We start from the raw sequence: 20,589 nt of genomic DNA on the forward strand, positions 1-20,589 counted from the left end.
CGGCGTCCATGAGTGATCAGCAGGGCACGATCGAAAGCCACCCGCTCGGAGCGAAGACGTATCCTCCGAGCCCCGAGTTCCGGGCCGCGGCCAACCAGCAGGATCCGTCGATCTACTGGCGAGCGGCGGAGGATCCCGAGGCGTACTGGGCCGAGCAGGCGCGCAAGCTGCGCTGGACGAAGCCGTTCACCGAGATCCTCGACTGGTCGAATCCGCCGTTCGCCAAGTGGTTCGCCGACGGCGAGCTGAACGTCTCCGCGAACTGCCTGGATCGGCACGTGGAGGCGGGCCTCGGCGACCGGGTCGCCTTCCACTTCGAGGGCGAGCCCGGCGACACCCGCACCATCACCTACGCGGAGCTGACGGCCGAGGTGAAGCGCGCCGCCAACATGCTGACGAGCCTCGGCGTGCAGCAGGGCGACCGCGTCGCCATCTACATGCCCATGATCCCCGAGACCGTCATCGCGATGCTCGCGGTGGCCAGGCTCGGTGCGACGCACTCCGTGGTCTTCGGCGGATTCAGCGCCGAGAGCCTGCGATCCCGCATCGACGACGCGGCGGCGAAGCTCGTCATCACGGCCGACGGCGGCTTCCGCAAGGGACGCGTCTCGGCCCTGAAGCCCACGGTCGACGACGCCCTCTCGCTCGACACCGGCACGGAGCTCTCCGTGGAGCACGTGCTCGTGGTCGAGCGCGGCGGGAACGACGTCTCGATGCAGGAGGGCCGCGACCTCTGGTGGCACGAGGAGATCACGGCCTTCGACGCCGAGCACACCGCGAAGGGCTTCCCGGCCGAGAACCCGCTGTTCATCCTCTACACCTCCGGCACCACGGGCAGGCCGAAGGGCATCGTCCACACCTCCGGCGGCTACCTGACCCAGACGAGCACCACGCACCGCGACGCATTCGACCTCAAGCCCGAGACCGACGTCTACTGGTGCACGGCCGATGTGGGCTGGGTCACCGGGCACAGCTACGCGGTGTACGGCCCGCTCGCCAACGGCACCACGCAGGTGCTCTACGAGGGCACCCCCGACACTCCGGACTGGGGGCGCTGGTGGGAGATCGTGCAGAAGTACGGCGTCACCATCTTCTACACGGCCCCCACCGCGATCCGCGCCTGCATGAAGGTGGGCCGCCAGGTCCCCGAGCAGTACGACCTGTCGAGCATCCGCGTGCTCGGCTCGGTCGGCGAGCCCATCAACCCCGAGGCGTGGCGCTGGTACCGCGAGGTCATCGGCGCGGGATCGGCCCCCATCGTGGACACCTGGTGGCAGACCGAGACGGGCGCGTTCATGATCTCCCCCCTGCCCGGTCTCACGACCCTCAAGCCGGGCAGCGCGCAGATCGCCCAGCCGGGCATCGCCGTGAACGTCGTCGACGACGCGGGCAACCCGGTGGAACGGGGGCAGGGCGGGCTGCTCATCGTCGAGCGCCCCTGGCCGAGCATGGTGCGCACCATCTGGGGAGACGATCAGCGCTTCATCGACACCTACTGGTCGAAGTTCGGCGACCGGTACTTCGCGGGCGACGGCGCGAGGCTCGACGAGGACGGCGACGTCTGGCTCCTCGGGCGCGTCGACGACGTGATGAACGTGTCGGGTCACCGGCTCTCGACGGCCGAGATCGAGTCCGCCCTCGTCGAGCACCACGCCGTGGCCGAGGCCGCGGTCGTCGGTGCCGACGACGAGACCACCGGTCAGGCGGTCGTCGCCTTCGTGATCCTCAAGTCGCAGCAGCACCTGCTGACCCCGGAGAACGCCGAGGGCGAGCTGAAGAAGCACGTCGCCTCCCAGATCGGCGCGATCGCCCGACCGCGTCAGATCTTCGTGGTGAGCGAGCTGCCCAAGACCCGCTCCGGCAAGATCATGCGCCGCCTGCTGAAGGACGCGGCCGAGGGCCGCGAAGTCGGCGACACCACGACGCTCGCCGACACGATGGTCATGCAGACCATCTCGGATCGCGTGCGCGCGGAGCGCGCCGCCGGCTGAGGCCCTGACGAGACGCGAGGAGGGGAGGGATCCCGGGATCCCTCCCCTCCTCGCTTCGTTCGGCCGGGGCCGCTCCGGCTACTCCTCGACCTGGAAGACGAACTCGACCTCGACGGGCGCATCCAGAGGCAGCACGGCGACGCCGACGGCCGAGCGCACGTGGATCCCGAGATCGCCGAAGACGCGTCCGAGGAACACCGAGGCGCCGTTCGCCACCCCCGGCTGCCCCGTGAACGACGGGTCGGAGGCCACGAAGGCGGTCACCTTCACCACCTGCGTGATCTTGTCGAGCGAGCCGACCACTCCGCGGACGGCCGCCAGCGCGTTCAGCGCGCACAGTCGCGCGAGCTCCTCGGCCTGCGCGGGCGAGACGAGCCCCTCGCCCTCGCCGACCTTGCCCGTCGCGGGCAGCTCGCCGGCGACGAACGGCAGCTGCCCGCTCGTGTAGATGTAGCGCCCGTCCCGCAGGGCGGGGACGTAGGCGGCGACCGGTGCGGCCACCTCGGGCACCTCGTATCCGAGCTCGCGCAGACGCTCTTCGATTACCGACATTTCAGGCCTTCCTCTTCAGATACGCGACGTTGCCGCCCGCGGGTCCCTCGATGATCTGCACGAGCTCCCACCCCTGGGAGCCCCAGTTGTTGAGGATCTGGGCCTCGTTGTGCAGCAGCAGCGGGGTCACGAAGTACTCCCACCGCACCGGCTCCGACTCGGCGGTATCGCTCACGCTCGGATTCCCTTCTCTCGGCCGCTCACCGGCTGCTCGCACCCGGGAAAGCGGATTATCAGCTCTGTCGCCTAGTCTTGATTCTATGACCCCAACGTCTCCGAAGCCGTCGCGCCCGAAGAGCGGCGCAGCTCGTACGGTGAAGCCACGCAGCGCGGGAGGAGCCCTGAGCGGCGTGCTCGGTGCGATCGCGATGAGCGCGGTCGCCGGCGTGCTGCTCACCGCCGCGGTGACCCCCGTCGTCGCGTTCAGCGGTCTCGCGGCGAACTCCGCCATCGACATCTTCGAGAACCTGCCCGAGAACCTCGATCCGGGGCAGCTGGCCCAGCCCTCCACGATCTGGGCGAAGGACTCGGCCGGCACCGACGTGAAGCTCGCCGAGTTCTACGCGCAGGATCGCGAGCCCCTCGAGTGGAACGAGATCCCGCAGACCGTGAAGGACGCGGTGGTGTCCGAGGAGGACCCCCGCTTCTACACCCACGGGGGCGTCGACGTGCTCGCGACCAGCCGTGCCGTGCTGCAGAACGCGACGGGCCGCAACCTCTCGGGCGCATCGACGGTCACGATGCAGTACGTGCGCAACGTGCTCGTGCAGGAGGCCGAGGCGATCCCCGATCCCGACGAGAGCGAAGCCGCCTACGAGGATGCGATGCGGCAGGACATGGACCGCAAGCTGCAGGAGATGCGGTACGCGATCAGCATCGAGAAGCAGTACTCGAAGGACGAGATCCTGCTCGGCTACCTCAACATCGCGCTGTTCGGGCGCCAGATCTACGGCATCGAGTCGGCGGCCCACTACTACTACAGCAAGTCGGCGAAGGATCTGTCGCTCGCCGAGGCGGCGAGCCTGGTCGCGATCGTGAACAACCCCTCCAAGCTGCAGATCGATCTCCCCGACAACATCCCCGCCAACCAGGATCGGCGCGACAAGATCCTCGGCTCCATGCTGCGCGAGGGCAAGATCACCCAGGCCCAGTACGACGAGGCGATCGCGACGCCGGTCACGCCGAAGATCACGCCTCGCGTCCAGGGCTGCGGCGTCGCCGAGCAGAACTACGGGGCGGGGCACTTCTGCAACTACGTGCAGCTCTACATCCGCAACGATCCGAGCTTCGGCAACACCCCCGCCGAGCGCATGTTCAACTTCGAGCGCGGCGGCTACGACATCCACACCACCCTCGACCTCGACATGCAGGCCGCCGCGAACTCCTCGATCCAGGGGACCGTGCCCGCCACCATGGACGGCATCGATGTCGGCGCTGCGGCGGTCAGCACCCAGGTGGGCACCGGCCGCGTGCTCGCGATGGCCCAGAACCGGGCGTTCAGCAACGACCCCAAGGTGCTCGAGACCAACCCGGCGCTCACCAGCATCAACTACAACACCGACAACGAGTACGGCGGATCGAACGGGTTCCAGGTCGGCTCGACGTTCAAGGCGATCACCCTCGCGGAGTGGATCCGAGCCGGGCACTCCGTGCGCGAGACGGTGAACGCGAACGGCCGCACCGAGCAGTTCCAGAACTTCCGGGCGCACTGCCTCCCCGACGGGGTCGCCGGCTACGGCACCTGGACCTTCCAGAACGACCAGGGCCGGCAGCAGGGCAACCGCACGGTGCAGTACGTCGTGGAGCAGTCGGTCAACGGCGGCATCGTCTCCATGCAGAAGCAGCTGGATCTCTGCGACACCTTCGAGACCGCGAAGAACCTCGGCATCCAGCGCGCCTCCGATCAGATCTTCAACGAGGACATGCCGAACTACGGCACGCGCGACCTCTTCATCACGCCCTCCACGGTCTACGCCGGCACCGACGAGATCTCCCCCATCACGATGGCCAGCGCGTTCGCCGCGTTCGCCGGCGAGGGCACGGTCTGCACCCCTGTGCCGATCGACTCGATCACCGGCTCCGACGGCGCCGAGGTGTCGTTCACGAAGAGCAGTTGCAAGAGCGGCATCTCGCCCGAGGTGGCCGCGGGCGTCGCGTACACGCTCGAGAGCACGGTGAACCGCGGCCTCGCGGGTCACGCGCGCTCGAACATCGGGGTGCCCCACCTCGCGAAGACGGGTACGACCGACAACGTCGAGGACAACTGGACCGTCGGCGCGAGCACCTCCGCGGCCACGGCCGTCTGGGTGGGCAACGTCACGGGCAACGTCTCCACCATGAACTACGGCGGCTTCGGCGGGCTCATGGCGGCCGACCAGACGATCTGGCCGACCATCATGAACGTCGCCGATGCGAAGTACGGCGGCAACGCCTTCCCGCCGCCCCCGGCCACCGCGACGCGCCAGATCATGCAGGAGGTGCCCGACGTCACCGGCAAGTCCTTCGAGGAGGCCTCGCAGATGCTCACGGGCGCCGGCTTCACCGTCACGGACGGCGGCGAGACCGACTCCGCGCAGCCCGAGGGCCAGGTGGCTCGCACCGATCCCGCGGCGGGCTCCTCCGTCGCCGCCGGATCGGCCATCACGGTCTACCGGAGCAATGGCGAGATGTCCACGCTGCCCGATGTGGTCGGCGAGGAGGGCAGCGACGCGGAGCGCGCGCTCGCCGAGGCCGGCTTCGACACCGTCACGATGCCCTCCAGCTGCCGCAACAAGGAGATCACCTCGATGAGTCCCAGTGCGGGCAGCGAGGCGAAACGCAGCAGCCAGATCACCCTGGGCTGCAGCTGATATGGCGCTCGCCGATCGCCGCGGGCGTAGCCCTGTGGTCCACCCTCGTCGAGCGGCGGCTCTTCGCGATCCGCCGTCACGCGCTGCCCGTCCTCGGCGAGGGCGCGGCCCCTCTGCGGGTGCTCCAGCTCTCGGACCTGCATCTGGCCCCCTGGCAGTCCCAGAAGATCGACTGGGTGCGATCCCTCGCAGCGTTGCGCCCCGATCTCCTCGTGCTCACGGGAGACCTCATGGGACACGTGCAGGCGCGGGCGTCGCTCGTGCACGCGCTGCGGCCGCTCGCCGAGAGCGGCGCGCCCGCCGTCTTCGTCCACGGGTCGAACGACTACTACGGGCCGATCCTGAAGAACCCGCTCAAGTACCTCCGAGAGCCCAGCCGGAAGAGCACTCGTCACCAGGACATCGACAACGCGCGCCTCACCGCCTCCCTCACCGACGAACTGGGGTTCACCGATCTCAACAACTCGGCGACTCGGATCGAGGCGCGCGGCTCCGTCCTCGACCTCTTCGGCCTGAACGACCCGCACATCCGATACGACGACGCCGCGGCGATGCGGCAGGCCAGGGCGGCGCAGCGATCGGATGAGGGGGCCGGCGCGGCGTCCGCCGCAGATGCGTACTCCGACGCCGCTGCGGGCTCCAGCGGCGCTGCGGGCTCCGACGACGCCGCGGGCTCCAGCGATGCCGTGCGCATCGGCGTGGTGCACGCGCCCTATCAGCAGGCCCTCGGAGAGCTGCTGGGCGAGGGAGCCGATCTGATCCTCGCCGGACACACCCACGGCGGCCAGGTCCGTGTTCCGGGTGTGGGCGCGCTCACTGCGAACTGCGATCTTCCCACGCAGCAGGCCCGCGGTCTCAGCGTGTGGTACGACGCGCAGCGCGCGGCCTACCTGAACGTCAGCGCGGGGCTCGGCAACTCCATCTACGCGCCGGTGCGGTTCGCGTGCCGTCCGGAGGCGTCGCTCATCACGCTCGAGGCCGCTCGCTGAGTTCCCCGCTGCGACTCAACGCGCCGGGTCGCGGTGAGCGGAGCGGCGACGCCCCCTTCGCGAGTGGATGCCCGCGCTACGAGTGGATGCATGTTTCACGAGGACTCAGGCGTCCGTTCGCGAAACATGCATCCACTCGTGCGCGCACGACCCTGGATGCTCGACGCGTGTGTTACGCCGCGAGCTTCTTCGCGGCCACGACCTCCGCGATCTGCACCGCGTTCAGCGCGGCGCCCTTGCGCAGGTTGTCGTTCGAGAGGAAGAGCACGAGACCGCGCCCCTCGGGCGCCGACTGGTCCTCGCGGATGCGGCCGACGTAGCTCGGATCCTGACCGGCGGCCTCGAGCGGGGTCGGCACGTCGCTGAGCGCCACGCCGGGCGCCGAGGCGAGCACCTCGCGGGCGCGGTCGGCGGTGATGGGGCGGTCGAACTCGGCGTTGATCGAGAGGGAGTGCCCGCTGAAGACCGGGACGCGCACGCAGGTGCCGGCGACCAGCAGCTCGGGCAGCTCGAGGATCTTGCGGCTCTCGTTGCGGAGCTTCTTCTCCTCGTCCGTCTCGCCCTCGCCGTCGTCGACGATCGAACCGGCGAGCGGCAGCACGTTGAACGCGATGTTCTTCGTGTACACGCGCGGCTCGGGCAGCTCGACGGCAGAGCCGTCGTGGACGAGCTGCTCGAGCTCGCCGCTCTCGACCGCCGCGGTCGCCTGCTCGGAGAGCTCGCGCGCGCCGGCGAGGCCCGATCCCGAGACCGCCTGGAAGGTGGTCACGATGAGACGGGAGAGACCGGCCTCGGCGTCGAGGGCCTTCAGCGCCGGCATCGCGGCCATGGTGGTGCAGTTGGGGTTCGCGATGATCCCCTTCTGCGCCTCGTCGATCGCGTGAGGGTTGACCTCGCTCACCACGAGCGGAACCTCGGGGTCGAGGCGCCACGCGCTGGAGTTGTCGATCACCGTCGCACCGGCCTCTGCGAACTTGGTCGCGTACGCCTTCGAGGCCGCACCGCCAGCCGAGAAGAGCGCGATGTCGATGCCGCTCGGGTCCGCGGTCTCGACATCCTCGACGACGATCGATTCGCCGCGGAACTCGATCGCGGTGCCCGCAGACCGGGCGCTCGAGAAGAAGCGAATGCTCGAGATCGGGAAGTCCCGCTCGTCGAGCAGACGGCGCATCACGCCGCCCACCTGTCCGGTCGCGCCGACGACGGCGACCGAGAGGCCCTGCTGTTCAGCCATGTATCTGGCTCCTAACTGTGTGAGAGGTGGTCTGCGTCAGCGGCCGGTGCCCGCGTAGACCGTCGCCTCGGTCTCGGCGTCGAGGCCGAACGCCGTGTGCAGCACCTGCACCGCCTTGTCGAGCAGGTCGGCACGGGTGACCACCGAGATGCGGATCTCGGAGGTCGAGATCATCTCGATGTTGATGCCCGCGTCGAAGAGCGCGCGGAACAGCTGCGCCGAGACGCCCGTGCTGGTGCGCATGCCGGCGCCGACGACGGCGACCTTCGCGATCTGGTCGTCGTACTGGAGGCTCTCGAACTCGAGCGCCTCGCGCTCCGCCTCCAGCGCCTCGACGACGCGGCGGCCGTCTCCGAGCGGCACAGTGAAGGAGATGTCGGTGCGGTTGGTGTTCGCCGCCGACACGTTCTGCACGATCATGTCGATGTTGGCGTTCGTCTTCGCCACGATCTCGAAGATCTGCGCGGCCTTGCCGGGCACGTCGGGCACTCCCCCGACGGTGATCTTCGCCTCGTTCTTCTCGGCGGCGATGCCCGTGATGATCGGCTCTTCCACCTGATCTCCCTTCGGATGCCCCTTCGCGGGGTCGTAGACGATGGTGCCCGGCTCGCTCGAGAACGAGGAGCGGACGTGGAGGACGACGCCGTGCCTCCGCGCGTACTCGACGGCCCGCAGGTGCAGCACCTTCGCGCCGGAGGCCGCGAGCTCGAGCATCTCCTCGGCGGTGATCGCGTCGATCTTGCGGGCGCGTGGCACGAGACGGGGGTCCGTGGTGAACACGCCGTCGACGTCGGTGTAGATCTCGCAGACGTCGGCGTTCAGCGCCGCGGCCAGGGCGACGGCGGTCGTGTCGGATCCGCCCCGTCCGAGCGTCGTGATGTCGCGGGAGTCGCGGTTGAAGCCCTGGAACCCGGCCACGATGGCGATGGCGCCCTGGTCGAGCGCCTCGCGCACGCGCCCCGGTGTGACGTCGACGATCTTCGCGGATCCGTGCTCGGCGGTCGTGATCATACCGGCCTGGCTGCCGGTGAAGGACAGCGCCTCGGCGCCCATGCCCTTGATGGTCATGGCGAGCAGCGCCATCGAGATGCGTTCGCCCGCGGTGAGCAGCATGTCGAGTTCGCGGGGCGCCGGGATCGGGGTGCACTCCGCCGCGAGGTCGAGGAGCTCGTCGGTGGTGTCCCCCATCGCGCTGACGGCCACGACGACGTCGTTGCCGGCCCGGCGGGTCTCCACGATGCGCTTCGCGACGCGCTTGACGCTCTCGGCATCCGCGACGGACGACCCCCCGAACTTCTGCACGATCAACGCCACGCGAGAACCTCCACTGTTACGAGCCGGGCACAGACACCAGCTTTCAGTCTACCTGGTCGGGCGTGACTGGACGACGGAGAGCCGTGGGGCACCGTGGAGCATCGCGGAACATCGATCAGCGGAGCTGCTGCCGTCCCTCGAACGCGCGGCCCAGGGTGACCTCGTCGGCGAACTCGAGATCGCCGCCGACCGGGAGGCCGGAGGCGAGCCGAGAGACGGGCACCTCGATCGAGGTGAGCAGCCGGGAGAGGTAGGCCGCCGTCGCCTCGCCCTCGAGATTGGGGTCGGTGGCGATGATGACCTCCCGCACCTCCCCGGACCCGAGCCGCTGCATGAGGTGGGGGATGCTGAGGTCGTCGGGGCCGACGCCGTCGATCGGGCTGATGGCACCGCCGAGCACGTGGTAGAGGCCCCGGAACTGCCGGGTGCGCTCGATCGCCACGACGTCCTTGGGCTCCTCGACGACGCAGATGAGCGTGGCGTCCCGACGCGGGTCGCGGCAGATCGAGCAGCGCTGCTCCTCGGTGATGTTGCCGCAGACCTCGCAGAAGCGCACCTTCTCGCGCACCTCGGCGAGCAGCTCCGCGAGCCTCGAGACGTCGAAGTTCTGAGTCTGCAGGATGTGGAAGGCGATGCGCTGGGCCGACTTGGGCCCGATGCCGGGGAGCCTCCCGAACTCGTCGATCAGCTCTTGGACGATGCCGTCGTACACGGGCTAGACCTCTCTGTTGTCGGGAAGCGGGAGCTCCTCGATGAACTTCGCGCCGAGCACCTCGCGCACCACGGCCTCGCCGTAGCGGGTGAAGGCGGGGGCGCGCTTGGGCGTCTCGATCTCGGACTCGGACGGGGCCTCCGCTCCCTCGAGCGCGCGCTCCGCAGCGGGCGCGGGGCCCAGCGTCGGCACGGGATCCGTGCCGGGCGGGGGATCCGTGGCGGGCGGGGGGCCGCTCGCGGGTGCGGGGCCGCTCGCGGGCGGGGGGCCGCTCGCGGGTTCGGAGCCGCTCGAGCGTTCCGAATCTCTTGTGGCTGCCGTCTCGCTCGCCGGTGCACGCTTCGCTGGGGGCGCCTGAGCCGGCTCGGGTGCACGATCGGGCCCCTGCCGCCCCGAGGCGACCCCCGGGACCTGCGCCCGCTCGCTCGCCGCGCCCCCGGGAGCCGGGCCGGCGAGGTAGGGATCCTCGGCCTGCTCGCCGTAGGGATCCTCATCGCCGCCGCTGAACGTCGGTTCGTAGTCGTCGTAGGGGTCGGATCGGGGCGCGATCCCAGCCGAGCCCGGCGCAGCCGCGCCCCTCGGCGTCGGTGCGGCGAGCGGGCCGGCGTCGGGTCTGGGGCCCGTCTCGGCCGACTCGGAAAGCGGAGCCGCCCCGGAGAGCGGCCCGGGTGACGAGGCCGATCCTGTGGGCGAGACTGGCTCCGTGGGTGAGGCAGACTCCGTGGGTGGGGCAGACCCCGTGGGTGGGGCAGACTCCATGGGTGAAGCCGGCCCCGTGGGCGAGGCCCCCTCGGCGGGGTCGGCCGGCGCGGAGGCGCGGTGCCCCGCCGCTCCCCTGCTCATCGCCGCGATGCGGGCCTGTGCCCGGGCTACCGGATCCTCGGCCTCGTGCATCGCGGCGGGCTGCGTGTCGCCCTCCGTGGAGTGCGAGCGCTGAGCTGGCCGGCCTGATGGGTTCTGCCGGCCCGCAGCGGAGTCGCCTCGATGGGGCTCCTCTGCGTCGGAGGGAGCCTGCACTCCCGAGCCGCCCGGGGTTCGCTCGGCATTGCCGCCCTCGCGCGCGCCGGCCGGGGCCACCCTCTTCGGGACGTACTTGACGCTCAGCCCGATCGCCGTGTGGATCGTCTCGCGCAGAGGACCCGCGCCGCGTGCCTTGAACGCCGCCAGGTCCGAGGCCGACACGAGGCCGACCGTGAGCACATCGCCCTCGAGGCCGAGCGGCTGCACGTTGCGGATCGCGTTCCACGCCTCTCGATCCTGCTGCTGGATCTCCTCGAGCAGCTCGGACCAGAGCTCGACGAGGTCGTCGAAGCCGCCGGGGGACGCTTCCTCCGGTTGGTCCGAGTCCGCTTCCGGGGAGGGCGGAGCCGCGGACGACGACGGCCGGGCGTCTCCCCCCGACGGAGCGTCTCCGACGGTGGACGCGTCTCCGCCCGTGGGAGCCTGTGCGGGGCCGCCCGAAGCCTGCCCGTTCGGAACCGGCACCCCTGAAGTCTGCGTGTTCGGAACGGGCGCCCCGGAAGCCTGCCCGCCCGGAGTCTCATCGCGGGGAGCCCGGAAGGCCTCCTCCTGCCCCATGGCGGCGAGCTGCTCCTTGCTCAGCACGTCGGAGATGGGACGCCCGAAGGTGGCCGCGCCGGCATTGGGGTGCGGCGACGAGCCGGGGCCGCCCGCCGCGGCTTCGGCCGGAGCCTCGCCGGATGGAGCACCGCCTGCCGAGGCACCACCGACCGGGGCACCGCCTGATGGTGCGCCGACCGACGGAGCCTCACCGGCCGGCGGCGCACCGGCAGCGTCCCCCCGCAGGAACTCGCGCACTGAGGCCGCCGTCTCCGCAGCGTTCGGCCTGGCCGTCTGCTGGGCGGCATCGCGCGCCGGGGCTCCCTGCTGCGAATCCTCCGGGCGGGTGCCGCCCTGCTGCGAATCGCCCGGGTGATCGGTCGCGGCGCTGCGGGCCTCCGCAAGCGCTGCGACCGGATTGCGCGTGCCCTCGGCCGCGCGGTCGCCGCCCGACGCGGGATCCTCCGCTCTCGACGGTGTCGAGGCCGAGGCGCTCGCACCGCCCGCGCTCGCCCTACCGGTGTTCGCGCTCCCGGTGTTCGCGCTCCCGGTGTTCGCGCTCCCCGTGTTCGCGCCGGCAGCACCGCCCGCGTGCCCGGAGGGTCCCGCTCCCATCGCGGATCCGGGACGGCCGGTGTTCCCGCCGCTCACCGGTCGCACCTCCGGCCCCACCGGGGCGGCGCTCGCCTGCACGAGCGCCCGCGCCACCATGAGCTCGAGCTGCAGTCGGGGCGCGGTGGCCCCCGTCATCTTGTCGAGCGCCGCGCTCACCGTGTCCGCGATTCGCGAGAGCTCGCCCGCCCCGAAATCCTGGGCCTGCTCGAACATGCGCTGCAGCTGATCCTCCGGGACTCCCCTGAACACGGCCGACGCGCCCTGCACGCTGGTCGCGCTGACGACGATGAGGTCGCGCAGGCGCTCGAGCAGGTCCTCGACGAAGCGCCTCGGATCCTGCCCCGTCTGCACCACGCGGTCGGTCGCCCGGAACGCGGCGGCCGCGTCATTGGCCCCGAACGCGGTCACGACGTCGTCGAGCAGCTCGCCGTGGGTGAACCCGAGCAGCCCCGCGGCACGGCTCGCCGTCACCACTCCGTTCTCGGAGCCCGCGATCAGTTGGTCCAGGATCGAGAGCGTGTCGCGCACCGAGCCGCCGCCGGCGCGCACCACGAGCGGCAGCACGCCGGGCTCGACCTGCACGCCCTCGCTGTCGCAGAGCGACTGCACGTAGTCGATGAGCGTGGCGGGGGCGATCAGCCGGAAGGGGTAGTGGTGGGTGCGCGAGCGGATCGTGCCGATCACCTTGTCGGGCTCGGTGGTGGCGAACACGAACTTCACGTGCGGCGGCGGCTCCTCGACGATCTTCAGCAGCGCGTTGAAGCCCCCGGGCGTGACCATGTGCGCCTCGTCGATGATGAAGATCTTGTAGCGATCCCGCGCCGGGGCGAACACCGCCCGCTCGCGGAGGTCGCGGGCGTCGTCGACGCCGCCGTGGCTCGCCGCGTCGATCTCGACGACGTCGAGCGACCCGCCTCCGTCGCGGCTCAGCTCGACGCAGCTGGGGCACACGCCGCACGGGGAGTCGGTGGGCCCCTCGGCGCAGTTCAGGCAGCGCGCCAGGATGCGCGCCGAGGTGGTCTTGCCGCAGCCGCGCGGACCGCTGAACAGGTAGGCGTGACCGATGCGCCCCGAGCGCAGCGCTGTCATCAGGGGCTCGGTGACCTGAGACTGGCCGATCATCTCGGCGAAGGCTTCTGGCCGATAACGGCGATACAGTGCGGTGACCACGGAAGCCATGCTACCGGCGGGGTCTGACATTCGGCCCGGCGAGGTCGAACGGTGCCGCGGCCCGGGACCGGCTACGGTGCGGTGACGACCTGCCAGGTCTGGCGCGCGATCTCCGCCTCCTCGTCGGTCGGCACCACGAGCACCGCGATCCTCGAATCGTCCGTGCTGATCCTGCGCGCAGCCCGCTCCCGGGACTCGTTGCGCTCGGGGTCGATCCGCACCCCGAACCACTCGAGCCCGGCGCACACGTCGGCGCGCACCGCCGGCACGTTCTCGCCCACACCGGCGGTGAACACGATGGCGTCGGCGCCGCCGAGCTCCACGAGGTAGGCGCCGAGGTACCGGCGGATCCGGTGGGCGTAGACGGCGAGGGCCAGCCTCGCGCGCTCGTCCCCGTGCGCGGCGGCCTCCTGCACGTCCCGCATGTCGAGGCTTCCCGAGAGCCCGAGCAGGCCCGATCGCTTGTTCAGCAGCTCGTCGAGCTGCGCGACGTCGTACCCGGCCCGCAGCAGATGGAGCAGCCCGCCCGGATCGATGTCGCCGCTGCGGGTGCCCATCACCAGCCCCTCCAGCGGCGTGAGCCCCATGGAGGTGTCGACGGAGCGCCCGCCGTCCACCGCGCAGGCCGAGGCCCCGTTCCCGAGATGCAGGACGATCTGCTTCAATCGGGAGACGGGGCGCCCCAGGCACTCGGCGGCTCGGCGCGCGACGACCTGGTGCGACGTGCCGTGAAAGCCGTACTTCCGCACCCCGTGCTCGCGGGCGACCTCTGCGTCGATCGCGTAGGAGTATGCCTCCGGCGGCATGGTCTGGTGGAACGCGGTGTCGAACACGGCCACGTGGGGGATGTCGGGGAAGGCCCCGCGGGCCGCGATGATCGCCTGCAGATTCGCCGGGTTGTGCAACGGCGCCAGGGTCGAGAGCTCCAGGATCTTCGCCTCGACCCGCTCGTCGATGAGCGTCGGCGCGACGAACTCGCTTCCGCCCTGCACGACGCGGTGTCCCACGGCGACGAGCCCCGCCTCGCCGATCGACCGGCCGGAGCGCGCGAAGGCCTCGATCATCGCCGCGAACCCCACCGCGTGATCGGCGACCGTGATGATCCGCTCCTCGCGGGTCTCGTCGCCTCCCAACGCCGTGCTCCGGTGCTCGATCCGGCCCTCCGCCTGGCCGATGCGCTCGATGAGCCCGGACGCGAGGCGCTGCTCGCTCCTCGCGTCGATCAGCTGGTACTTGATCGACGACGAGCCGCTGTTGACGACCAGGATCGCGCTCATACCGCTCCCTCCCCCGCTTCGCGTCCTCGGAGCTCGCCCCACCCCTCGCTGCGCTCCGTGGGCTGCCGCGATGCGGCACCGGTCGAGTCCTCGAACGCTTCGCGTCCTCGGAGCTCGCCCCACCCCTCGCTGCGCTCCGTGGGCTGCCGCGATGCGGCACCGGTCGAGTCCTCGAACGCTTCGCGTCCTCGGAGCTCGCCCGCCTGCACCGCGGTGATGGCGACCGTGTTGAGGATGTCCTCGACGGTCGCGCCGCGCGACAGGTCGTTGACGGGCCGGTTGAGCCCCTGCAGCACCGGGCCGACGGCGACCGCTCCGGCCGAGCGCTGCACCGCCTTGTAGGTGTTGTTGCCCGTATTCAGGTCGGGGAATATAAATACCGTGGCGCGTCCCGCGACCTCGGAGCCCGGCAGCTTCGCCGCTCCGGTGGCGGGGTCGCTCGCCGCGTCGTACTGGATCGGCCCCTCGATCTTGAGATCCGGTCTCAGGGCTCTCGCGAGCTCGGTGGCCCTCCGCACCTTGTCGACGTCGGCCCCCGATCCGGAGGTGCCCGTCGAGTAGGAGAGCATCGCGATGCGAGGGTCGACCCCGAACTGGGCGGCGGTGTCGGCCGAGGAGACCGCGATGTCGGCGAGCTGCTCCGCGGTGGGGTCGGGGTTCACCGCGCAGTCCCCGTAGACCAGCACCCGGTCGGAGAGCGCCATGAAGAAGACGCTCGACACGACCGAGACCCCGGGTCTGGTCTTGATGAACTCGAGACTCGGCCTGATGGTGTGCGCCGTCGTGTTCGCGGCGCCCGACACCATGCCGTCGGCGAGGCCGAGATGCACCAGCATCGTGCCGAAGTAGCTGCCGTCGGCCATGACGTCCCGAGCGGCCTCCAGGGTGACGCCCTTGTGCGCCCGCAGGCGCGCGTACTCCTCGGCGAAGTGCTCGCGCAGCGGCGAGGCGGCGGGATCCACGACCTGGGCGTCGCCGAGGTCGAGGCCGAGCTCGGCGCCGCGCTTGCGCACCGCGGATTCCTCTCCGAGGATCGTGAGCCTCGCCGTCCGTCGGGCCAGCAGCGTGCTGGCCGCCCGGAGGATGCGGTCGTCCTCCCCCTCCGGCAGCACGATGTGCGCGTCGGCGGCCGCGGCCCGCTCGAAGAGCTCGTAGGCGAACATGATCGGCGTGCGGGTGCCGCCGCGGTGCAGCTGCAGGCGCTTCCGCAGCAGCGAGGTGTCGACGTGCTCGGCGAAGAGCGCGAGCGCCGTGTCGAACTTCGCCGGCGACTCCTCGCTGAGCAATCCGCGCGAGCGCGTGATGCGCTGCACCGTGTCGAACGTGCCGAATCGGGTGCGCACCACGGGCAGCGTCGAGTCGAGGCCGTCGAGCAGCCGCTCCACCGCGGCGGGCAGTTCGAAGTCGCCGTTGAGCACGACGGCGGCGATCGTGGGGAACGTCGGCGCCTCGTGCGCGACCGTGACGGCGAGCAGCGTCTCGGAGCGATCCGCGGCGATCACCACGACCGACCCCTCGAGCAGCCGCGGCAGCACGTTCTCCATCGACATGCCGGCGACCACGACCTCGCGCACCTCCCGGGCGAGGAGTTCGGTGCTGCCGCGCACCAGGCGGCCCTCGACCGCCGCGATCACCGCGTCGACGGGCGGTGCGACGAGCAGCACCTCCTCGGGGACGGCCCAGACGGGCAGCGCCTCGGGAACGACGGCGGAGACGGCCGCGACGATCTGGTCGAGCGCCTCGGGGTCGGCGCGGTTCACGAGCGTTGCGAGCACCGTCGCGTGCGCCGCCCGCAGCTCCTGCATCCCCATCTCGGCGACCTGCGCGATCTCCTCGGCGCTGCGGGCCGTCGACTGGCCCAGCGCCTCCGGACCGTCGTGCAGACGACCGCCGAGCACGAGCAGCACGGGGACGTCGAGGTTCGCCGCGATCCTCGCGTTGAACGCGAGCTCCGAGGGCGCCGCGACATCGGTGAAGTCGGAGCCGACGACCACGACCGCATCGCACCGCGCCTCGAGCGCCTTGTAGGCCGCGACGATCCTGGTCAGGGAGCCCTCGGGGTCGACGTGCGCCTCCTCGTAGCTGACCCCCACGCAGTCCTCGTACGGGGCGTCGGCGGACGCCCGGGATCGCAGCAGCTCGAGCACCCGGTCGCGCTCGGCTCCGGCGCGGATCAGCGGGCGGAACACCCCGACACGGGGCGCATCCGCCAGAAGCGCGTCGAGGACCCCGAGCGCCACGGCGCTCTTGCCGGATCGGCCCTCGGCCGAGGTCAGGTAGATGCTCGCAGCCACACCCCCAGCGTACTGGGCCTCTCCGCGCCCGTGGCGGGCGGTACACAGAGGACTCCCCACGCACCCGCCAGAGCCCAGGTACCCTTGCTGCATTTCTGCCCTGGGGGAGTTCCCTGAGATGACGCCACGTGGGGAGCCTCTCCCAGGCTACCGGATCAGGAGGTCCGCTCCGAATCGTCGCCTGCGATCTGTGTCGCGTCGCCGACGACGGGCACCGCGCCGGTCGCCGCGACCGGCGCGCCGGTCAGCAGCTCCTCGGCGTGCGCCTCATCGATTTCGCCGCTGAACTGCGCCTGATACAGGGCGTAGTAGGCGCCGCGGCGGGCCAGCAGCTCCTCGTGGGAGCCCTGCTCGACGATGCGGCCGGCCTCCATCATCAGGATGGTGTCGGCGTCGCGGATCGTCGAGAGGCGGTGCGCGATCACGAACGAGGTGCGGTCGGTGCGCAGGGCCTGCATGGCCTGCTGCACGAGCACCTCGGTGCGGGTGTCGACCGATGAGGTGGCCTCGTCCAGGATCAGCAGCGAGGGGTTCGCGATGAACGCCCGCGCGATGGTGAGCAGCTGCCGCTCGCCCGCCGACAGCGACGAGGCGTTCTCCTCGATTACCGTGTCGTATCCCTCGGGCAGCTGGCGCACGAAGCGGTCCACCATCGTGGCCTTCGCGGCCTCGACCACCTCATCGTCGGTGGCGTCGAGCCGCCCGTAGCGGATGTTCTCGCGGATCGTGCCCTCGAACAGCCAGGCGTCCTGCAGCACCATGCCGACCTGCCCGCGCAGCTCGGCCCGCGACAGATGCGTGATGTCGACGCCGTCGAGAGTGATCCGGCCGGAGTTCAGCTCGTAGAACCGCATGACGAGGTTCACGAGCGTCGTCTTGCCGGCTCCCGTCGGCCCGACGATCGCGACCGTCTGGCCGGGCGATGCCGTGAGCGAGAGGTCCTCGATCAGCGGCTCGGCCGGGTCGTAGCTGAAGGAGACGCGCTCGAAGTCGATGCGGCCCTCGGCGCGCTCGGGCAGCGACTCGGTCGCCGTGTCGGGATCCTGCTCGTCGGCGTCGAGCAACTCGAAGGTGCGCTCGGCCGACGCGACGCCCGACTGCAGCATGTTGGCCATGCCGCCCATCTCGGCGAGCGGCTGCGCGAACTCGCGCGAGTACTGGATGAAGGCGGTCACGTCGCCGAGCGTCATCTGCCCCGCCGTCACCCGCAGCGCGCCGACCACCGCGATCAGCACGTAGGTGAGGTACTGCACGAACTGCATCGACGGCATGATGGTGCCCGAGAGCGCCTGCGCCTTGTAGGCGGCCTCGAACAGCTCCTCGTTGCGCCGGTCGAACTCCTCGGTCATCTCGCGGTCGCGGTTGAAGATGCGCACGAGCTCGTGCCCGGTGAACGACTCCTCGATGTGGCCGTTCACGGCGCCCGTGCTCTTCCACTGCGAGACGAACAGCTTCTGCGCCCGCACCCCGACGATGCCGACGATGACGCCCGACAGCGGCAGCGCGATCAGCGCGATCAGCGCGAGCTGCCACGACACGACGAACATCATCACGGTGATGCCGATGACCGTCAGCACCGACTGCACCAGCTGCGAGAACGCCTGCTGCAGGGCCTGCTGGATGTTGTCGACGTCGTTCGTGACGCGCGACAGCACGTCGCCGCGCTGGCGGCCGTCGAAGTAGCTGAGCGGCAGACGGTTGATCTTCGCCTCGATGCTCTCGCGCAGCTGGTAGATGATGCGCATCACCAGCCGGTTCAGGATGTAGCCCTGCAGCCACATCAGCGCCGACGCCACGAAGTACAGCGCGATCACGGCGATGATGAGGCGCGACAGCAGCCCGAAGTCGATGCTCGCTCCGCTCACGACCCCCTCGACGATGACGTCGACCGCCTGGCCCAGCACCTTGGGGGCGATCACGGTGAGCACCACCGAGAACACCACCAGCACGACGACGAACGCGAAGAGCCCCTTCTCGGGTGCGAGCAGGCCGAACAGCCGCTTCGCCGAGGGCCAGAAGTGCTTCGCCTTCTTCGTCGGCTGCGTGCCCGACCAGTCGTCGTTGTCGGGCTGGTAGTCGTCGGGCAGCTCGAACTCGTCGGTCGCGGTCTGCGTCGCGCCCTCGGGCGCCGCTTCGACGCTCTGCGTCTTCTTCCTCGCCATCAGACCGCACCTCCCTCTCGCGTCGCTCCGTAGGCTGCCGCTGCAGCGGCACCGGTCGAACCTTCGTACGCTTCGCGTCTTCGGGGTTCGCCCGCCGTCACGTCGGTCGCCTCGAGCTGCGACTCGACGATCTCTTGATAGACCCCGTTGCTCTCCAGCAGCTCCTCGTGGGTGCCGCGGCCGACGATCTCGCCGTCCTCGACCACGAGGATCTGGTCGGCCTCGGTGATCGTCGAGACGCGCTGCGCCACGATGATGGTGGTCGCCCCCTCGGTCGCCGAGGGCAGCGCCGCGCGCAGGCGGGCGTCCGTGGCGACGTCGAGCGCGGAGAACGAGTCGTCGAAGAGGTAGACGCGCGGCTTCGCGACGAGCGCGCGGGCGATCGAGAGCCGCTGCCGCTGGCCGCCGGAGACGCTCGTGCCGCCCTGCGACACCGGCTCGTCGAGCCCCTGATCCTTCGCGCGCACGAAGTCGTCGCCCTGGGCGACGCGCAGGGCCTCCCAGAGCTCCTCGTCGGTCGCCCGGTCGTTGCCGAAGCGCAGGTTCGACGCGATGGTCCCCGAGAACAGGTAGGGGCGCTGCGGCACGAGGCTGACCGCCGCCGCCAGCTGCTCCCTGGTGAGCGCGGTGACGGGAGAGCCGTCGATCGTGATGCTGCCGCTCTGCGGGTCGAAGAGCCGGAGGACGAGGTTCAGCAGCGTCGTCTTGCCCGATCCGGTCGACCCGATGATGGCGGTCGTCCGGCCCGGCTCGGCGACGAAGGACGCGTTCTTGATCACCGGGAGCTCGGCGCCGGGGAAGCCGAAGGTGACGTCCTGGAACTCGACGCGACCCCGCGCGGGGGCGGGCACCGACTCGGCCTCGGGGAACGTCAGCTCGGAGCGCGTCTCGAACAGCTCGCGCAGGCGCTCGGCGCAGACCACGGCGCGCGGGATCATCATCGTCATGAAGACGCCCATCATCACCGCCATCAGGATCTGCAGGAGGTACTGCAGGAAGGCGGTGAGGGATCCGACCTCGACCAGGCCGGCGTCGACGCGGTGGCCGCCGAACCAGAGCACGGCTCCGGTGGCGACGTGCAGCACCATCATGATGACCGGGAACATGAGCACGAAGACGTTGCCCACCTTCACCGAGACGTCCGTGATGTTGCGGTTGGCGGTCTGGTATCGCTCGGCCTCGAAGCTCTCGCGCACGAAGGCGCGGACCACGCGGATGCCCATGATCTGCTCGCGCAGCACGCCGTTGATGGCGTCGACGCGATCCTGCATCTGCCGGAAGAGGGGCAGCAGCAGCCACACGAGGAAGCCGACGATGACCGCGAGCACCGCCACGGAGACCCACACGAGCCAGGAGAGCCCCGCGTCCTCGCGCAGCGCCATGATGATGCCGCCGATCGCCATGATGGGCGCGGTGACCATGAAGTTGAAGGTCATCAGCACGAGCATCTGGATCTGCTGCACGTCGTTCGTGCCGCGCGTGATGAGCGTGCCGGCGCCGAACCTCGTCGCCTCGAGCGTGGAGAGCGAGTCGACCTTGCGATAGACGCGGCGGCGCAGGTCGCGCCCGATGCCCATGCTGGCGCGGGCGCCGAAGTAGACGGCGGCGACCGCCGAGACCACCTGGCCGAGCGACACCAGCAGCATGAGGCCGCCGGTGCTCCAGATGAAGTCGGTGTCGCCGGTCATGATGCCCCGGTCGATGATCTGGGCGTTGAGGCTGGGCAGCCAGAGCGCGGCGATGGTCGCGAGCAGCTGCAGCGCGAGCACGGCGACGATGAACGGCCAGTACTTTCGAGCGTGACTCAGGGTCAGCTGTAGAAGTGCCACCCTGTTCCTTTCTGGGAGTGGTGAGGCTTGACCGGAGCACG

13 protein-coding genes and 1 other RNA gene are annotated in these 20,589 nt (G+C 70.5%); 3 read left to right on the plus strand and 11 right to left on the minus strand.

Annotated elements, in window-relative coordinates; genetic code table 11:
- Nucleotides 1-8 precede the first annotated feature (8 nt).
- On the plus strand, nt 9-1,991 hold the full coding sequence (gene acs, locus JD276_RS14455; protein WP_200116375.1) for an acetate--CoA ligase: 1,983 nt from the start codon (nt 9-11) through the stop codon (nt 1,989-1,991).
- 78 nt (nt 1,992-2,069) lie between these two features.
- Here acs and JD276_RS14460 read toward each other — a convergent pair whose 3' ends face one another.
- Nucleotides 2,070-2,543, minus strand: a complete 474-nt coding sequence (locus tag JD276_RS14460) for a RidA family protein (protein WP_200116376.1) — start codon at nt 2,541-2,543, stop codon at nt 2,070-2,072.
- Nucleotide 2,544: 1 nt separating this feature from the next.
- On the minus strand, nt 2,545-2,718 hold the full coding sequence (sp36, locus tag JD276_RS14465) for a Sp36 family protein (protein ID WP_200116377.1): 174 nt from the start codon (nt 2,716-2,718) through the stop codon (nt 2,545-2,547).
- Between the two features lie 85 nt (nt 2,719-2,803).
- On the opposite strand from sp36, the gene JD276_RS14470 reads away from it, so the two are divergent.
- Complete coding sequence (locus JD276_RS14470; protein ID WP_200116378.1) at nt 2,804-5,392, plus strand: transglycosylase domain-containing protein; 2,589 nt, start codon at nt 2,804-2,806, stop codon at nt 5,390-5,392.
- Nucleotides 5,383-6,381 carry a metallophosphoesterase gene (locus JD276_RS14475; protein ID WP_200116392.1) on the plus strand — a complete coding sequence of 333 codons (999 nt, stop codon included), beginning with the start codon at nt 5,383-5,385 and terminating at the stop codon, nt 6,379-6,381. Before JD276_RS14470 ends, JD276_RS14475 begins: the two co-directional genes overlap by 10 nt.
- 172 nt (nt 6,382-6,553) lie before the next feature.
- On the opposite strand, the gene JD276_RS14480 is transcribed toward JD276_RS14475, so the two are convergent.
- The 9 genes from JD276_RS14480 to JD276_RS14520 form a co-directional block, all read right to left on the minus strand.
- Nucleotides 6,554-7,615, minus strand: coding sequence for an aspartate-semialdehyde dehydrogenase (locus JD276_RS14480; protein WP_200116379.1), 1,062 nt, complete (start codon nt 7,613-7,615; stop codon nt 6,554-6,556).
- Between the two features lie 36 nt (nt 7,616-7,651).
- Nucleotides 7,652-8,929, minus strand: coding sequence for an aspartate kinase (locus tag JD276_RS14485; protein ID WP_200116380.1), 1,278 nt, complete (start codon nt 8,927-8,929; stop codon nt 7,652-7,654).
- A gap of 115 nt (nt 8,930-9,044) precedes the next feature.
- Nucleotides 9,045-9,641, minus strand: a complete 597-nt coding sequence (gene recR / locus JD276_RS14490) for a recombination mediator RecR (RefSeq protein WP_200116381.1) — start codon at nt 9,639-9,641, stop codon at nt 9,045-9,047.
- A 3-nt stretch (nt 9,642-9,644) separates the two neighbouring features.
- On the minus strand, nt 9,645-12,995 hold the full coding sequence (locus tag JD276_RS14495; RefSeq protein ID WP_372432873.1) for a DNA polymerase III subunit gamma and tau: 3,351 nt from the start codon (nt 12,993-12,995) through the stop codon (nt 9,645-9,647).
- A gap of 62 nt (nt 12,996-13,057) precedes the next feature.
- A complete protein-coding gene (locus JD276_RS14500; RefSeq protein ID WP_200116383.1) occupies nt 13,058-14,263 on the minus strand; it encodes an acetate/propionate family kinase in 1,206 nt (401 codons plus the stop codon).
- Entirely contained in the window at nt 14,260-16,557 is a 2,298-nt protein-coding gene (pta, locus tag JD276_RS14505; RefSeq protein ID WP_307866596.1) for a phosphate acetyltransferase, read from the minus strand. The genes JD276_RS14500 and pta overlap by 4 nt, the downstream gene beginning before the upstream one ends.
- A 44-nt stretch (nt 16,558-16,601) precedes the next feature.
- An RNA gene (ffs, locus tag JD276_RS14510) (signal recognition particle sRNA small type) lies at nt 16,602-16,698 on the minus strand.
- Between the two features lie 14 nt (nt 16,699-16,712).
- On the minus strand, nt 16,713-18,719 hold the full coding sequence (locus JD276_RS14515) for an ABC transporter ATP-binding protein (RefSeq protein ID WP_200116384.1): 2,007 nt from the start codon (nt 18,717-18,719) through the stop codon (nt 16,713-16,715).
- Nucleotides 18,719-20,548: an ABC transporter ATP-binding protein gene (locus tag JD276_RS14520; protein WP_200116385.1), complete on the minus strand. Its 1,830-nt coding sequence runs from the start codon at nt 20,546-20,548 to the stop codon at nt 18,719-18,721. Before JD276_RS14520 ends, JD276_RS14515 begins: the two co-directional genes overlap by 1 nt.
- Between the last annotated feature and the right edge of the window lie 41 nt (nt 20,549-20,589).

The sequence above is a fragment of the Leucobacter chromiisoli genome (assembly GCF_016522505.1).
GTDB classification, from domain to species: domain Bacteria; phylum Actinomycetota; class Actinomycetes; order Actinomycetales; family Microbacteriaceae; genus Leucobacter; species Leucobacter chromiisoli.

Coding starts and splice junctions, on each gene's coding strand:
- JD276_RS14495 (WP_372432873.1), bottom strand. CDS start 12,995: ATGGCTTCCGTGGTCACCGCACTGTATCGCCGTTATCGGCCAGAAGCC.
- acs (WP_200116375.1), top strand. CDS start 9: ATGAGTGATCAGCAGGGCACGATCGAAAGCCACCCGCTCGGAGCGAAG.
- JD276_RS14500 (WP_200116383.1), bottom strand. CDS start 14,263: ATGAGCGCGATCCTGGTCGTCAACAGCGGCTCGTCGTCGATCAAGTAC.
- JD276_RS14480 (WP_200116379.1), bottom strand. CDS start 7,615: ATGGCTGAACAGCAGGGCCTCTCGGTCGCCGTCGTCGGCGCGACCGGA.
- JD276_RS14470 (WP_200116378.1), top strand. CDS start 2,804: ATGACCCCAACGTCTCCGAAGCCGTCGCGCCCGAAGAGCGGCGCAGCT.
- JD276_RS14460 (WP_200116376.1), bottom strand. CDS start 2,543: ATGTCGGTAATCGAAGAGCGTCTGCGCGAGCTCGGATACGAGGTGCCC.
- JD276_RS14515 (WP_200116384.1), bottom strand. CDS start 18,719: ATGGCGAGGAAGAAGACGCAGAGCGTCGAAGCGGCGCCCGAGGGCGCG.